Below are 16,846 nucleotides of genomic sequence, written 5' to 3'. Positions count from 1 at the left end.
AGGAAGCCTCCTCTGGCTTCCTTTTACATAAAAATAGAAGAGGTGCGATTATGAACGGATATGTATATTTAGTTGGTGCAGGACCAGGTGATGAAGGGCTTATTACAAAGAAAGCGATAGATTGTTTAAAGCGTGCAGATATCGTTTTATATGACCGTTTATTAAATCCTAGATTTCTTCATTATACAAAAGAAACATGCGAACTTATTTATTGCGGAAAAATGCCGAAAAATCATACTATGCGACAAGAAATGATTAACGCCCACCTCCTTCAATTTGCGAAAGAAGGAAAAACCGTTGTACGCTTAAAAGGTGGAGATCCCTCTATTTTTGGTCGTGTTGGTGAAGAAGCAGAAACTTTAGCATCTGCGAACATTCCGTATGAAATTGTACCAGGTATTACATCTAGCATCGCCGCTAGTAGCTATGCAGGTATCCCCCTCACCCACCGTAACTACAGTAATAGCGTCACTTTACTAACTGGACATGCAAAAGGTCCTTTGGCCGATTATGGAAAATATAATTCATCCCACAATAGCGACACAATCGCCTACTACATGGGTATAAAAAACTTACCTACCATTTGTGAAAACTTACTACAAGCAGGAAAAAAAGAAGATACACCCGTAGCAGTCATTGAATGGGGTACAACTGGGAAACAGCGCGTTGTCACAGGGACTCTAGCAACCATTGTTCATAACGTCAAAACCGAAAATATTTCTAACCCTTCCATGACGATTGTTGGTGATGTCGTTTCCTTACGTAATCAAATCGCTTGGAAAGAACGTAAACCATTACATGGTAAAAAAGTTTTATTTGCATCTGCAACAAATAAAACAAGTGTAATGAAGCAAAGGTTACAAGAAACCGGTGCAGAAATATATCAAATTCCAACTTTCAAAAAGGAAGAATATACATTAACACTTGAACAAATCAATGAAATTTTTAACGTTGATCGCCTTGTTTTTTGTTCAGCTGAAAGTGTAGAAATCTTGATGCAAGCATGTAGTAAATACCAGAAAGATATTCGTTCCTTACAGGCAGAGCTGCAGCACATGAATGTTGCCACTCAAGAAAAACTTATGCAATATGGGCTACTAAGTAAACAAGCAAAGTTCTCTTCCCATACAACTGTTTATTTAGGCAGAAATATTAACCGAATTGCTTTTATTCAAGAGAAAATTGGTGCTGGCTCCTATATGATGACTCATGAGTATACAATTGATCATCGTTTCGATGAAGTTCATTCTCGTATACTTTCTGAATTCTCATGGGATAGCATTGTGTTTGAAGGGCGTGCCTCAATTGATACTTTTTTATCAGAAATAAAACGACTTGGTTTTATTGATATTCTTACTCTTCCCTTCTCGTATACCGACGTTCCAACTTTACACTATGCGAATAAAGTCGGATTACATAATGTAGATGAGCAATTACAAGACATTATTATGAAGAAAGATTTGGTGCTACGATGAAAGGAATTGTATATGTTGGACACGGTAGTCGCCTGCAAGAAGGCAATGAACAATTTATTCGCTTTATTCAATCTGTCATGAAAGAATGTAACGAAAGAATTCAAAAAATAGCTTTTCTAGAACTAACAACACCTACCATTTCGGATGCAGTTACAGAAACAATACTAGAGGGAGCAACTGAAATAATGATTGTACCTGTTTTATTATTTGCAGCAGCTCACTATAAACGTGATATTCCTCTTGAAATAGAACAAATACAAAAGAAATACCCACATATAACATTTTCAGTTGTACCACCTTTTAGTACGCATCCACATATGGTTGAACTTGTAGCGAAAAGAATACGTGAAACTATTCCAATGCAAGGTAGTAGTATTTTACTCGTAGGAAGAGGCAGTAGTGACCCCCAGCCGATACATGAGTTACAACAAATCGGAGCAGCTGTCGAACGAAAACTCAGTATGCCAGTATCGTGCTCCTTTTTAACGAAAGGAACTCCCTCTTTTACTGCTGAGCTCAAGACTATAACATCGGCCGCATCCCATGTATATGTCATGCCGTACCTTCTCTTTACCGGATTATTGCTTCAAAAAATCAAATTGCATACAAAAAAATACGATCACGTTACGACTTGTAACTGCCTGAAGTTTGATACATATATGAAGTTGGCATTATTAGAGCGAATGGAGGAATGTGTGTATGTATAGCATGTACCCTCTTATGTTTAATCTACATAATAAAGTGGTTGTTATCATTGGTGGAGGTAAAATTGCATATCGAAAAGCGTCTGGATTAAAAAATACAGGCGCTTTCGTCACCGTTATTAGCCCCGAGATTTGCGAGGAAATGACAGAACTTCCCTATATTACTTGGAAGCAAAAAACTTTTAGTAATGATGACATTAAAGATGCTCATCTTATTTATGCAGCTACAAATCAACATACTGTTAATATGATGGTCAAACAGGCCGCCCACGATTTCCAGTGGGTTAACGTTGTAAGCGATGGTACAGAATCATCGTTTCACACACCTGGCGTTATAAGAAATAATGAATATATTGTCACTATTTCAACTTCTGGTAAAGATCCATCGTCTACAAAGCGTATGAAGCAAGAATTAACATCTATACTTCCTAAACTTATAAAAAAGCTTTCTCGTACTCACAAATAATAATCTATTTCTTAGCCAAAATAGTAATTACCTTTGGACAAACGTTTTTTAGAAGCGTTTGTTCTTTTTGTTTTGGTTTCTTTTTTGAAACTGCACAAGCAATCTGCGAAGAAAATGAATGGTGTCGGCAACTTGTAAACAAGTAAATGTTATGATAACTGCAACATTACGAGCAACTCTTTCAATTCATTTTTTACATTGGATATTCATTCAACCAAATTAGCGATTGTTCATAATCATCGAAAAATTCCACAGATTCTTTCGTATTGGATTGTTGTAAATAATTCAGTATCTCCCCTTCTTCAAGAAGAAATGCAATTGCCTTACTATGATTCAAAATGGTTTCATTGAAGAACTTATCTTTCCATACTTTTTGAACAGAAAAATGATTTGGCGTGTATCCTTTTCTATCTACCAATAATTTGTATTTCCGCCCTTCAGAAATAAATTGCTGACAAACCTGCTCAAAATCATTAAACCATTCATACACATCCTCTGTTTTAATCTGACCAATTAGATGGGTAACAATCAAATCTCCTGAAACTGTTGTGCTGATATTCTGTTTACTCAACTTGGAATCATCTCCCTTTGTTACAATTATGCGGGAAATTCTTATAAAATCAATAAAGATAAAATTCTTAAGTAATAAAACAACATTATTTACGAAAAGGCCCTTGTTATACATAAGACAATTCATTCTTGTTTGTTTAAGTAGAAAAAAGGATGCCTCTACTAGGCACCCTTTTTTCTATTAATGATTCTTTAACATCACTAACAGCTTCTCTTGACTATACATCCACACTGTAATAATTAAACAAGCAAGCGCTACTTCTGATAACGCCATAAATCCGATTGCATAATGACCTGTTAGTTGGAATAGTAATGTTAAAATTAATGGCGGGAAAAACCCTCCTAGTCCACCTAAAGCTGACACAACACCATTTACAATCCCTGCTTGCTCAGAGAAGTACATTGGCACAAGCTTGAAGATTGTACCATTGCCAATACCTGCACAAAATGCGACTAGTAAGCAACCAAATGTGTATACGTTCATGCTTGGCATAAATGATAGGATAATACCTGAAAGTGTTAAACCGATAAATACGAAGATTAATATTTTAAATGGATTAAATTTATCACCGAGCCAACCACCAATCGGGCGCATAATTGTTGCTAATACGATGAAGCCAGCTGTCCGCATACCTGCATCTACTTTCTCTAATCCGAAGTGAGATACTAAAAAGTTTGGTAAGTATACTGTAAATGCGACGAATGATCCGAAAGTTAAAAAGTAAAAGATACATAAAAACCAAAGTTTTTCATTTTTATATACACCTTTTATTTGTTCCATTAATGGTGTATTCACCTTTTTTTCTTTACGATCTCCTAATAAAAAGTTCATAAGTGCAAATGCTGCAAGTAAAATTAAATAACACTGTACTGTCGTTCTCCAGCCAACTGAAGTTGCAATAACAGGTGCTAAAAATGAAGTAATTGCTGTTCCAGCGTTACCCACTCCGTAAATACCATTTACAAAACCGTGGCTCTCTTTTGGAAAGTACTTTGGTAAAGAAGTTACTCCTACAGAGAATACAGCACCACCAATCCCTACAAATAAGCCACCAATAATTAAATCCATCATAGAATTGGCAACACTAATGTAAAAGACAGGGAATAATAAAAGAATAAAACTAATAAAGAATAATTTTCTTGCTCCGTAACGATTCGTCCAATAACCAATTGGAATGCGAAGAATAGAACCTAAAATAACCGGTACTGCTGTTACCATAGAAATTTGTCCCGCAGTTAATGGAATATCTGCTTTAATATAAGGCATTAATGATGATAAAATGACCCATACCATAAAACCGATAACTAGATTAGAAGTTTGTAAACTTAATTGAAAATTAGGACTTTTCATCCTGTTCCCTCCTATGTATGCATAGTTATATTCATTCTCTCCAGCCTAATCACGTCCTAACATGATTAGGCTGAAAAGAATCAACCACCACTTACTGGCGGAATCATTGCTACGACGTCGCCAGTTTGAATGATGTCATCCTCATTTGCGTATTCTTCATTTACGGCGACCATTATCTCGTTTGAAATTGCTACATTGTATTTCTTAATCAGAACTTCCTTTAGTTCAGAAACTGAAATATTTTCACAATCTATTTGCAAGACCGACTTACTTGCTTCTTCTTGCAAATGTGCAAATAATAGTACTTCAATCATGTTCTCATCTCCTTTTCAGGTTCGCCATTACCATATGCTATTTTCTCTAACTGATCCCCTATCCATGACTCACCATCTTCCCAAAACTCTTTCTTCCAAATCGGAACAATTTGTTTTATACGCTCCATAATATATTCATTCGCCTCATAGGCCGCTTTCCGGTGTGGTGTAGAAACAGCAACAACAACAGCAAGATCAGAAATTTGTAATGTACCAATGCGATGTGTAATTGCCACATATGTCCCAGGCCACTTCGCTTCTACTTCAGCACCAATTTTCTCAAGCTGTTTTTCCGCCATTGTCTTATAAGCTACATACTCTAAATAAAGCGTGCGACGTCCTTTCGTAAATTCTCTGACAGTACCAATAAAAGTAGTAACTGCACCGCACTCACGGCGAATTACTTTACTTGTAACATCTTCAATTAAAATAGGAGTATCAATTACTTCATAATACGTATGTGTCATCTTGCACCTCTTATCTTTGTATAAATTAGCAATCTATTTTTCTGTTACTTGTATGATCGAAGCGGCTCTTCCCACGGCCACTCACTTCCGGCGCTTGATTCTAATAACAGTACCGAAACGGTTATTCCTGCTTCAAATCCTCTCGTTCCTCCCGGCAGAACGATACATGCATTCGCTTCTGCAAGTGAAGAAATTGCGCTAGATTTATCTAAACCGACTGGTGTAACTTGTAATTGGCCATCTACAAGTTCTACATTCCCTCTTACAAAACGAGTAAACGGATTTGCTTTCGGAAAGTCTTTCTGTAAAATTGCTTCTGCTCGAAATAAGTGCGGATCTTTCCTGTGCAAGTATGTTCCAATGACTGGTCGAACATATAATTCACATCCGACATAACAAGCAGAAGGATTACCAGATAGACCAAATAATAGTTTTCCTTCTAGCTCAGCGACAGTTGTCACGCTTCCTGGTCGCATCGCTATTTTATTGAAAAGTACATTTGCTTGTAATCTCTCATAAATAGCAGGTAAATAGTCATAGTCTCCTACTGAAACGCCACCAGTTGTAATTAATATATCAACTTCTTTTATCGCTTTTTTTACAGTGTTATAACACGTCTCAAAATCGTCAGCGAATTGTCCATAATACTGTACAACTCCGCCCGCTCGTTCAATTTGAGCAGCGATCATATAGGAGTTACTATTTCGAATCTTCCCTTCTTTCAGTTGTTCATGTACTTCGAGTAGTTCACTCCCTGTCGTTACAATTCCAATAACCGGCTGTCTTACAACATGCACGGAACTATAACCAAACGTAGCAAGCAGTGCCGCTACTCCAGGGTTAATAGAAGTCCCTTTTTTCACAAGTATGGCATTTTGTTTTACATCTTCTCCTTGAAAAGAAATGTTATCACCAGAAGTGAAAGAGCGTTTTAATTTCATATAAGTCTTTTTGTTTTCTTCAAACCCTTCCGTTAGTTCTAACATAACAACAGCATTACATCCCGCTGGAATTGCGGCTCCTGTCATAATACGTACAGCTTGAAATGCTTTTACTTCCTCTTTAAAAACAAAACCTGCTCCAATTTCACCTATCACTTCAAACTGAATTGGGTTACTGCTACTTGCTTCTTTTGTATCTTCTGTTCGAATCGCAAATCCGTCGTACGGAGAGCGATCAAAATGCGGAACATCATGATCTGCAACAACATCTTCTCCGAGGACTCTTCCGTAACTTTCGGTAAGAGAAACCTTTTCCATTTCACCTTGATAGGCATATTCCATTACACGTGCAACTGCTTCTGCCACTGAGATTGGTGTACGTTTTTCTAACATTCTTTTTCACCTCGTTTTGATAAGAAGAAACTCTCTTTCTGTTCATCCTATATATTTTGCGTATAACCGTTTTGCCATTTTCATATCATTAGTCCCATGAATAAACGCTCTGCCGTCTGTAAATAACACAAAACGATATTCATCTACTAGAAAGGATAGTAAATATGGAGTTTTTTTGACATTCACACTTTTTTGTAAGCGCTTTTGAATTTCTTCTAAATTAAGAATTTTTTTTATTCCTGGACGGATTTGAACTGTATTCCGCCCGCATAGCACTTCCGTTTTCATCTGTGCTTCAAATGTTAAACTTGGATACGTGCGTACATTCCCACAAGATGGACATGTACTTTTTTTCTGCCTATTTACTTTTAATGAGAGATATTGATTGTTCCAAATATCAAATGATAACATTGTTCCTCTTAACGCCTCAAAATCATCCACCAATATTTTCATCGCTTCTGTTACTTGGTGAGCAACAACCATTTGTACCGCTGGCTGAATGATTCCGGCTGTATCGCATGTTGCACCGCCCATAGGATGATCCATTAAGCAGCGAAAACATGGTGTTTCTCCAGGAAGAATCGTATACGTTACGCCGTAACTTCCAATGCATCCACCGTATATCCAAGGTATATTTTCTTTTTGTGAAATATCATTTATAAGTAGGCGCGTATCAAAATTATCAGTCGCATCTACTATAAGATCTGCTTCTTTTGTTAACTCTTCCATTTCTTGCATTGTAACATCCGTTACAACAGGTACAATTTCTACTTCAGAATTAATTTTTCTTAAATGCTCTGCCGCTGCAATTGCTTTCGGTTTACACTGCTGTGCATCTTCTTCTGTATATAACTGTTGTCTTTGTAAATTACTCCATTCAACGTAGTCACGGTCAGCAATTGTCAATTTCCCAATTCCCATCCTAACGAGCGCTTCTGCATTCGCAGCTCCTAGTGCACCCGCTCCTATTAGGAGCACATGCTTTTCTTTTATTTTTCTTTGTCCCATTTCACCAATTCCAGAAAACAATACTTGCCTTGAATAACGCTCTTGCATAGGGAACCCTCCTTTCGTTATCCACCAATGTAAGACATTTCTACTTTTGGACGTTTATTTGCACTTTCAGCTGTTCTTTCATCTGAATACCGATCTTTTCTAAACTCCCATGTATGTTGTAGAATTTTTAATAGTGATGCATTAGAAATATTTTCTCGAAGCAGCGTTCGCAAATCCGTTCCTTTCGTTCCAAATAGGCATGTAAAAAACTTTCCGTCTGCCGAAATACGAGCTCTCGTACAAGAAGAACAAAATGACTCAGAAACAGAAGTAATAAAGCCAACTTCTGCATCGCTCCCTACATATCGATACACTTTAGCTACTTCTCCAAAGTAACGAGGCTGGGCGGGCTCAATCGGATATACACGATTAATTTTCTCTATTAATTGTTCCTTCGTAATGACTTGTTCAAAGTTCCAGCCGTTCGTACTGCCCACATCCATAAACTCGATAAAACGTAGCTGAATTTCTTGTTCTTTAAAATACTGAGCCATAGGAAGAATTTGACTATCATTCATCCCTTTTTTTACGACCATATTTACTTTCACTTCTAATCCAGCTGCCTTCGCTGCTTCAATCCCTTTCAATACAGGTTTTGTGCTTACATTTCGGCCATTTATTTTTTTGAAAACGTGATCCTCTATCGCATCTAAACTAATATTTACACGTTTTAATCCCGCAACTTTTAGCGCCTTAGCTTGTTTTGCTAAATGAATACCGTTTGTTGTGAGTCCAATATCTGTTAAGCCTTCTAGCTTTGCAAGCCTTGCAATTAACTTTGGTAAATCTTTACGCAATAAAGGTTCACCGCCAGTAAGTCTAATTTTATTGACTCCCATACTTATAAATAATCTAGCTAATCTTTCTATTTCATCGAATGTTAATAAAAACTCTTCCTGTAAAAAAGCATAATCAGATCCGAACACTTCGGCTGGCATACAGTATGTACACCTAAAATTACAACGATCAATAACTGAAATACGTAAATCTTGAAGTGGCCGCTCTAACGAATCCCTCATCTTCTCGTGCATCTATATCCCTTCTTTTCTACTGCAATCCTTAGTAGGTTTCATATTTTTTATTTGCCTTTATTATAAAAAAGAAGCTACATATTCAATGTGACTTTTCTCACATTACTTTCCCCATTCAAAAATTCTTCACAAATCCGTTCGAATTTTGTTCACATCTTTAGTCTCATCTACTTTACATATTGAATTTTTTTTGGTTATCTTTTCAACTAAAAACTTATACTCATTTACCCCTTTACTTCCATTAACTCTTAAAACATATTAATTTATTTTCCCGTACAGTCATTGAAATTTCACTTTTTTTAAATAGCTCTTGCATTTTCATCATACTTACACTCAAAATAGGAAATGTATTGCTTATAAGAAGAAAGGTGATCGCTGTGGCAAACAGTATGACATTATCTCAAGATTTAAAGGAATTACTTGCATCTGTTGAATATAAAATGCAGATAAAAAAAGGAAGTTTTATTTTTCAAGAAGGTATGGAAGCAACAGAACTCTATATCATCCACTCAGGAAAAGTACAAATTAGTAAACTAAGTGCTGACGGACAAGAATTAACACTCCGTATTTGTTCGGCATACGACATTATTGGCGAATTAACATTATTCACGGACAATGCGAAGTATTTATTAAATTCAAAATGCCTTGAAGATGTTGAAGTAGGAGTAATAAAGCGTGAAACCTTAGAAAAAGCATTACTCCAAAAACCCGCACTTGTATTTGAATTTATGAAATGGATTAGTGAACATTTAAGAAGAATGCAAACGAAGTTCCGCGATTTAGTATTACACGGCAAAAAAGGTGCCCTGTATTCTACTCTCATACGAATGACAAATAGTTATGGTGTGTTAAAGGAAAATGGTATTCTCATCGATTTACCATTAACGAATCAAGAACTTGCGAACTTCTGTGCAACTTCCCGTGAAAGCGTAAATCGAATGTTAAATGATTTGAAAAAAAAGGGTACGATTTCTATTACTAAAGGAAAGATTACAATTCATGATTTACAATTTTTAAAATGTGAAATTGCTTGTGAAGATTGTTCTACCTCTGTTTGTAGCATTGATTAGCATCTTATTTAGATGCTAATCTTTTTTCATATTACGTTACTTTTTCATTATAACGTACACGGTTATTCCCCTATATTAATAAAAACGAGGCCTTCCATATTAGACCTCGTTTCGTTTTAGCTGCTATTTGTTCAAAGCGTTATTATTTTTTCAATTCATTAGGAATACGTCTTCTGTAAATTACATAACTACGGCTTAAGTATTTAATTGGAGCACTAAATACATGTACAAGTCTAGTGAACGGCCATACTGCGAATAGACCCATCGCTGCAATAATATGAATTTTAAACCATACAGGCACTTCCATCATATATTCAACTTTCGGTTGGAAAATAAAGAGACTTCGGAACCAAGGACCGATCGTTGTACGATAATCAAACCCTTTTGAGTCGATATTTAAAAATGTTGAGGAAAGTCCTGCCAGCATAACGATAAGTAATAAAATAAGCGCAATATAATCTCCCGTTGTACTCGTTGCAATGATGCGTTTTACGGTTACACGGCGATACGTTAATATAATTAAACCGATGATAGAAGCAACACCTGCCGGAAGTCCGAAACTAATTGCTACTACATGATACATATGTTCAGAAATACCTATTGAACGGTATACGGACTCTGGAATTAAAATCCCCATAACATGACCGCCAATTACGAACATGATCCCAAAGTGGAATAATAGACTTCCGGCCCGGAGCATTTTCTTCTCTAATAGTTCACTAGATTTTGATGTCCATCCAAATTGATCATAGTTGTATCTGAAAATATGTCCACCGATAAAGATTGCAAAAATGATATAGGGAAACAACACCCATAGAAATTGATCCATCATTTTGACAACTCTCCTTTCTAATTTGTCTGTACACCCCATGTATCGATAGCGAGGAGAATAGCTGCAAGAATTGGTTCATACATACTATCAGCTTCTTTTAATTGAACGTGCAATGCTTGTATATTTTCCTTGTATTTACTCATAATTGGCTCACTATCTTGCTCATTTGCATTTGCAAAAAACTCAAGCAAAAGCGGTAAATAATCCGGTAGTTCTTTATCTGTTACTTCAAAACCAGATTTTTTATAATGCTGTTTTAACTCTAATAATTCAATACCTCTTTCTCTTTGTTCACCTGTGTTCATATAAGTTAAATACATATTTGTCTTTTTACCAAAATCAAATGTATATACGTAAGGATCAATTAATTGATCGTTCGTTTTATCTAGTGCTTGTTTTATAAACGCTGTAAGTGCTGCTTTAACGTCTTCTTGTTCAATTGCTTCAATCTCTTCTTGTACTTCAGTTAAAGCTTCTCCCCACCCAAGTTCCGGATAGGAGAGAAGAAAAGAAGAACAAGAAAAAGCAGTTTGTAAACTTTGTTTCATCATTTTCCGCCCCCTTTATTTAAGAAATTGTCATGCAAGACCCTGGCCCACCTGCGAAGGATAAACCACAGCTTCCTTGTTCATTATATAAATCAGCAACTTGTTCACGGTGAGTGCCCGGAATGACGAAGCGATCTTTATATTTCGCGATAGCAAGAAGACGATACATATCTTCTACATCCTGTTTCGTTAAACCAATTTCTTTTAATACTGCTTCATTTGGTTCTTTATTAATTTGCAATGCTCTCATATGCGTCCGCATGACAGCCATTTTTTTCAACGTAAGACGAATGTGGGATTCATCTCCTGCAGTGAGTAGGTTCGCTAAATATTGAATTGGGATACGCATATTATCGATAGCAGGGAAAATCTCTTCTGCTTGCCAGTTACTTCCTTTCCCTTCCACCATATTCATAATCGGGCTAAGCGGGGGGATATACCAAACCATTGGCATTGTACGGTACTCTGGATGAAGAGGCAGAGCAATTTTCCAATCGATAATCATTTTATAGATCGGTGACTCTTGTGCTGCTTTAATCCATTCTTCAGGAATGCCTTGTTTTTTCGCTTCAGCTGCTACTTCTGGATCATTTGGATCTAGGAAAACAGTAAGCTGAGATTCATATAAATCTTTTTCATCTTCAACAGAAGCTGCTTCTTTCACTTTGTCAGCGTCATATAGCATTACCCCAATATACCTGATACGTCCTACACATGTTTCCGAACAAATCGTTGGCATACCAGCTTCAATACGCGGGAAACACATTGTACATTTTTCTGCTTTATTCGTTTGCCAGTTAAAATACACTTTTTTATATGGACAAGAAGATACGCAGAACCTCCAAGCACGACATGCATTTTGATCCACAAGAACAATCCCATCTTCTTCACGTTTATACATCGCACCAGATGGACAAGAAGATACGCAAGATGGATTCATACAATGTTCGCATATGCGTGGTAAATACATCATAAAGACATTTTCAAAATCTGTTTTAATTTCTTCTTCCATTTTCTTTACGTTCGGATCTTGCAATCCTGTTATATGTCCACCAGCTAAATCATCTTCCCAGTTTGGACCCCATTCAATTTTGTCGATAAATTCGCCTGTAATTGCTGATTTCGGACGAGCAACTGGTTGATGCTTACGCTGCGGGCTATTTGTTAATGTTTCATAATCATAGTTCCAAGGTTCAAAGTAATCGTCGATGGTTGGTTGATCTGGATTGTGGAAAATATTCATAAGGCGTTTCATTTTCGAACCTGATTTCAGCTGAATTTCACCATTTCTCAATTCCCAGCCGCCTTTATATTTCTCTTGATCTTCCCATTGTTTCGGATAACCAATTCCAGGTTTCGTTTCTACGTTATTGAAGTACATATATTCAGCACCTGGACGATTTGTCCAGGTGTTTTTGCATGTTACGCTACAAGTATGGCAGCCGATGCATTTATCTAGGTTCATTACCATTCCGACTTGTGCTTTAATCTTCAAGCCAATCTACCTCCTTCAGTTTACGGATTACAACATTTAAGTCCCGCTGATTCCCAGTCGGACCATAGTAGTTAAATCCATAGCTTAATTGGCCATATCCACCAATCATATGTGTTGGTTTAACATGAATACGGGTTGGACTATTATGTGTTCCCCCGCGGGTGCTTGTTAATTTCGTACCAGGCACGTTAATGTGGCGATCTTGTGCATGGTGCATAAATGCCATCCCTCTCGGTATACGGTGCGTTACGACAGCACGTGCTACAACAACACCGTTACGGTTAAAACACTCGATCCAATCATTATCTGCGACGCCAGCTTCATTCGCATCATCTTTATTCATCCAAACAGTTGGACCACCTCTAAATAGCGTTAACATCGGTAATGAATCGAAGTACATACTATGAATCGACCACTTATTATGCGGTGTTAAATAGTTTAGTGTAATTTCTTTTCCTTCTACTTCGGGACGTGATTTTCGGAACGGTTTATGTTGCAGAATTGGTTTAAATGTTGCCATCGTTTCACCGAATTCTTTCATCATGTCATGATCTAAGTAGAAAGATTGTCGACCCGTTATCGTTCTCCAAGGAATAAGACGTTCCACATTTGTTGTAAATGGTGAATAACGGCGTCCACCTTTTTCAGAACCTGTAAAGGCTGGAGAAGTAATTACTGTTTTCGGCTGTGCTGTAATTTGTTCGAATGTGAAGCATTCTTCTTCACGTTCTTCTGCTAAATCACGCAGTTTTAAATCCGTTTGTTTTTCAAGTGCTTCCCATGCTTTTACAGCCATATGACCGTTTGTTGTCGAAGAAAGCGTTAATACCGCCTCAGCAGCATTGATTGCTTCTTTTATGTCTGGGCAACCTTTCGCAATAGAATCCGTTCGAACAACTCCTAATTTGCTCTTTAATTGCTCATACTCTTTTTCTGCTGACCAAGAAATACCTTTCGTACCAATTGGTTGTTTTCCAGCATTTGGTCCTAGTGCAGTCATCTTGTCATAAATTGTTTTATAATCCCTTTCGACAACATGAATTTGTGGCATCGTTTTACCCGGTATTGGTTCACACTCACCTTTACTCCAGTCTTTAATCTTGCCAAGTGGTTGCGCTAATTCTTGCGGTGTATCGTGAAGAAGTGGTGTTGCAACGACTTCTTTCATTGGTTCAAGGTCGATTTTCTTCGCTAAATCTGACACAGCTTTAGAAAGAGCGGTGAAAATATCCCAATCAGAGCGTGCTTCCCACGGTGAACCGATTGCTGGATTAAATGGATGTACAAATGGATGCATATCCGTACTGCTTAAATCATGCTTTTCATACCAAGTTGAAGCAGGTAAGACGATGTCAGAATAGAGCGCTGTTCCAGCCATACGGAAATCTAAATTAATGAGTAGATCAAGCTTCCCTTCTGGCGCTTCTTCATGCCACTTAATTTCTTCTGGTCGCAACGAATCACTATCGTCATTCATTAATCCATTTGTTGTGCCTAATAAATGTTTTAAGAAATATTCGTGGCCTTTACCAGAACTTGAAATTAAGTTGGCACGCCATACGAATAAGTTGCGCGGGAAGTTGTTTTTATTATCTGGATCTTCAATCGCAAATTTTAGTTCTTTTTCTTTTAGTTTTTGTGCAACGTATTTTCCGATTTCTTCTTGCGTTGTTGCACCAGCAACAACAGCTTCTTTATATAATTCAATTCCATTTTTCTCGAATGTCGGATAAGAAGGTAACCAGCCAAGTCGTGCCGCTAATACGTTGTAATCACCGTGATGTTGATAACGAGAGTTGCCCTCAATTGGTGATGCTAAATGTCCAACCGGTGTATCTTCATAACGCCATTGATCTGTTACGAAATAGAAGAAAGATGTACCATTTTGTAATTTCGGTGGCCCTTGCCAATCTTTTGCCATCGCGATTGTTTGCCATCCTTCTGCTGGTCGTAATTTTTCTTGACCGACATAATGCGCCCAACCGCCACCGTTTACGCCTTGTGCTCCAACGAGAAGAACAAGGTTTAAAACTGCGCGATAAATCGTATCAGAATTAAACCAATGGTTAATACCGGCCCCTACAATAATCATCGAGCGCCCATCCGTATCAACTGCGTTTTGTGCAAACTCACGAGCAATTTGAATAATAAGCTCTCGTTTCACTCCTGTCATTTTCTCTTGCCATGCAGGTGTAAATGGTACATCATCATTGAAGTCTTTCGGCTCTTGTCCGCCGAGCCCTCGGTTCACACCGTAATTTGCCAACGTTAAGTCGTATACAGTTGTAACGAACACTTCGCCTTCTTCTGTCATAATTTTTTTCACTGGAATTGTACGTTCCAATACTTTATTTCCCTCATCTGAGAAGTACGGAATTTGTACCGTTCCCACAGCGTCTTCCATTCCAAGTAAAGAAAGACGTGGATCAATCTTTTCACCTGTTTGTTCATCTTCTAAACGTAAATTCCATTTCTTTTCATTATCCCAACGTGACCCCATTGTGCCGTGAGGTGTTGCAAAATCTTTCGTGTTCTCGTTCCAAAGAACAGGCTTCCATTCTCCTAACTTTGTTTCTCGTCCAATATCAGTAGCATTTAAGAAACGATCAGCGACGAATTGATCTCCTTTTTGTTTCAATGTGACAAAGAAAGGAAAATCAGTATATTGCTTCGCATACTTTGTGAAGTATTCCACTTGATTATCTACGTAAAATTCTTGTAAGATCACATGCCCCATTGCCATCGCAAGTGCACCATCTGTACCTTGTTTCACACTAATCCAATCATCCGCAAACTTTGTTGACTCAGCGAAATCAGGACTTACTGAAACAACTTTCGTTCCTTTATATCGAACCTCCGCTAAAAAGTGTGCATCTGGTGTTCTTGTCATCGGTACATTTGAACCCCATGTCATAATGTAACCAGAGTTATACCAGTCACTACTTTCTGGTACATCTGTTTGATCACCCCAAATTTGCGGAGAAGCTGGTGGTAAATCAGCGTACCAATCATAGAAGCTAAGCATCGGCCCGCCCATAAGTTGCATAAAGCGGCTACCTGCAGCATGACTTAACATCGACATAGCTGGAATTGGTGAAAAACCAACATTTCGGTCTGGACCGTATTTCATTACTGTGTAAAGTAAAGAAGCTGAAACGAGTTGTAATACTTCATCCCAATTCGCACGAATGAATCCCCCTTTACCACGCGCCTGCTTATACTTACGTGCTTTTTCAGGGTTTTCCACAATGCTTTTCCAAGCATCTAGTGGTGACTTGTTATTTTGTAATTCCTCTTGCCACATACTCCAAAGAACACCACGTACATACGGATATTTCACACGAAGTGGACTATAAATGTACCAGGAAAAACTCGCTCCACGTGGACATCCTCGTGGTTCAAAGTCAGGCATATCTGGACCTGTTGTTGGATAGTTAAGCTCCTGCCCTTCCCAAGTTACAATTCCATCTTTCACATAAATGTTCCAACTACATGAACCAGTACAGTTCACGCCATGTGTAGAACGGATTACTTTATCATGTTGCCATCGCTTTCTGTACACATTTTCCCATTCACGATCTTCATATGTTTCTTGTGTATGATTATCGTTATAACGATCTATTGGTGAAAAATATTTTAAACGTCTCATTAGTGCTGAAGGTTTCTTCTTCATACTGTTCACTCCTTTAATACGTCTCTCTTACATACCCTTACTATAAAAGAGGTTGTAAAATACAGATGTGACATTTCGCACAGTTCAAGAGATTGTCATAAATTCATTTGGAAACCGGTTTACGGGGAAACATTTATAAATAAAGATTACTTTTTTTTGTTGTGAAGATTTCGGTCAGCCGTGAGCTTATTAGGAAAATAGCATTTTGAGGATTCACCTTTTTTTGCATAAGAAAAAACGCAGGAGAGATTCCTACGTTTTTATATAAAGTGAAACTTTAATCAGTGGAGGTTTTGTTCGTCCCCCACTGATTATCAGCCCACAAATAGCGAGATATAACTATAAATCATTATTTACGGTATTGCTCTTATTTACGGAAACAATTATACTAAATGTTATCCACACATATAATCTGAATATTCATAAAATTACGAGTGGGATTTCCTTTTTGGACATAGAA

General features: G+C 37.4%; 15 protein-coding genes. 4 read left to right on the top strand and 11 right to left on the bottom strand.

The features are described from left to right. Positions 1-50 precede the first annotated feature (50 nt). From F0362_RS10720 to F0362_RS10710, 3 genes are read left to right on the top strand one after another with little or no spacing between them, the layout of a single operon-like run. The gene (locus F0362_RS10720; RefSeq protein WP_001014931.1) at positions 51-1,475 is read left to right on the top strand and encodes a uroporphyrin-III C-methyltransferase; all 1,425 of its coding nucleotides are present in this window, start codon (positions 51-53) and stop codon (positions 1,473-1,475) included. Continuing rightward, positions 1,472-2,182, top strand: coding sequence for a sirohydrochlorin chelatase (locus F0362_RS10715; RefSeq protein WP_000676481.1), 711 nt, complete (start codon positions 1,472-1,474; stop codon positions 2,180-2,182). Before F0362_RS10720 ends, F0362_RS10715 begins: the two co-directional genes overlap by 4 nt. Continuing rightward, positions 2,175-2,645 carry a precorrin-2 dehydrogenase gene (locus F0362_RS10710; RefSeq protein ID WP_000287169.1) on the top strand — a complete coding sequence of 157 codons (471 nt, stop codon included), beginning with the start codon at positions 2,175-2,177 and terminating at the stop codon, positions 2,643-2,645. The genes F0362_RS10715 and F0362_RS10710 overlap by 8 nt, the downstream gene beginning before the upstream one ends. A 193-nt stretch (positions 2,646-2,838) precedes the next feature. Here the strand turns inward: F0362_RS10710 and F0362_RS10705 are convergent, their stop codons facing one another. The 7 genes from F0362_RS10705 to moaA form a co-directional block, all read right to left on the bottom strand. After that, positions 2,839-3,330, bottom strand: a complete 492-nt coding sequence (locus F0362_RS10705; RefSeq protein ID WP_000282392.1) for a hypothetical protein — start codon at positions 3,328-3,330, stop codon at positions 2,839-2,841. A gap of 66 nt (positions 3,331-3,396) precedes the next feature. Then, the gene (narK, locus tag F0362_RS10700; RefSeq protein WP_000841860.1) at positions 3,397-4,566 is read right to left on the bottom strand and encodes a nitrate transporter NarK; all 1,170 of its coding nucleotides are present in this window, start codon (positions 4,564-4,566) and stop codon (positions 3,397-3,399) included. Between the two features lie 80 nt (positions 4,567-4,646). Then, positions 4,647-4,880: a molybdopterin converting factor subunit 1 gene (moaD, locus tag F0362_RS10695; RefSeq protein ID WP_000573668.1), complete on the bottom strand. Its 234-nt coding sequence runs from the start codon at positions 4,878-4,880 to the stop codon at positions 4,647-4,649. Continuing rightward, positions 4,877-5,347, bottom strand: a complete 471-nt coding sequence (locus tag F0362_RS10690; RefSeq protein ID WP_000149949.1) for a molybdenum cofactor biosynthesis protein MoaE — start codon at positions 5,345-5,347, stop codon at positions 4,877-4,879. Before F0362_RS10690 ends, moaD begins: the two co-directional genes overlap by 4 nt. Positions 5,348-5,391: 44 nt before the next feature. Continuing rightward, positions 5,392-6,681, bottom strand: coding sequence for a molybdopterin molybdotransferase MoeA (gene glp / locus F0362_RS10685; protein WP_000890811.1), 1,290 nt, complete (start codon positions 6,679-6,681; stop codon positions 5,392-5,394). Positions 6,682-6,723: 42 nt separating this feature from the next. Then, positions 6,724-7,737, bottom strand: coding sequence for a molybdopterin-synthase adenylyltransferase MoeB (locus tag F0362_RS10680; protein WP_001158119.1), 1,014 nt, complete (start codon positions 7,735-7,737; stop codon positions 6,724-6,726). Positions 7,738-7,754: 17 nt separating this feature from the next. Then, entirely contained in the window at positions 7,755-8,768 is a 1,014-nt protein-coding gene (gene moaA, locus F0362_RS10675) for a GTP 3',8-cyclase MoaA (RefSeq protein ID WP_000544629.1), read from the bottom strand. Between the two features lie 377 nt (positions 8,769-9,145). Between moaA and F0362_RS10670 the strand changes: the two genes are divergently transcribed. Next, positions 9,146-9,838 carry a Crp/Fnr family transcriptional regulator gene (locus tag F0362_RS10670; protein ID WP_000013862.1) on the top strand — a complete coding sequence of 231 codons (693 nt, stop codon included), beginning with the start codon at positions 9,146-9,148 and terminating at the stop codon, positions 9,836-9,838. A gap of 142 nt (positions 9,839-9,980) precedes the next feature. On the opposite strand, the gene narI is transcribed toward F0362_RS10670, so the two are convergent. From narI to F0362_RS10650, 4 genes are read right to left on the bottom strand one after another with little or no spacing between them, the layout of a single operon-like run. Then, complete coding sequence (narI, locus tag F0362_RS10665) at positions 9,981-10,670, bottom strand: respiratory nitrate reductase subunit gamma (protein WP_000969188.1); 690 nt, start codon at positions 10,668-10,670, stop codon at positions 9,981-9,983. Between the two features lie 17 nt (positions 10,671-10,687). Further along, positions 10,688-11,218: a nitrate reductase molybdenum cofactor assembly chaperone gene (narJ, locus tag F0362_RS10660; RefSeq protein ID WP_002093771.1), complete on the bottom strand. Its 531-nt coding sequence runs from the start codon at positions 11,216-11,218 to the stop codon at positions 10,688-10,690. A 19-nt stretch (positions 11,219-11,237) separates the two neighbouring features. After that, positions 11,238-12,713, bottom strand: coding sequence for a nitrate reductase subunit beta (gene narH, locus F0362_RS10655; RefSeq protein WP_000692706.1), 1,476 nt, complete (start codon positions 12,711-12,713; stop codon positions 11,238-11,240). Next, the gene (locus tag F0362_RS10650; RefSeq protein ID WP_000729103.1) at positions 12,703-16,386 is read right to left on the bottom strand and encodes a nitrate reductase subunit alpha; all 3,684 of its coding nucleotides are present in this window, start codon (positions 16,384-16,386) and stop codon (positions 12,703-12,705) included. The genes narH and F0362_RS10650 overlap by 11 nt, the downstream gene beginning before the upstream one ends. Between the last annotated feature and the right edge of the window lie 460 nt (positions 16,387-16,846).

The organism is Bacillus sp. BS98, from assembly GCF_008432245.1.
GTDB lineage: Bacteria > Bacillota > Bacilli > Bacillales > Bacillaceae_G > Bacillus_A > Bacillus_A toyonensis.
The sequence above is the reverse complement of the archived record's forward strand: the minus strand, read 5'-3'. Positions and strand labels throughout refer to the sequence as shown.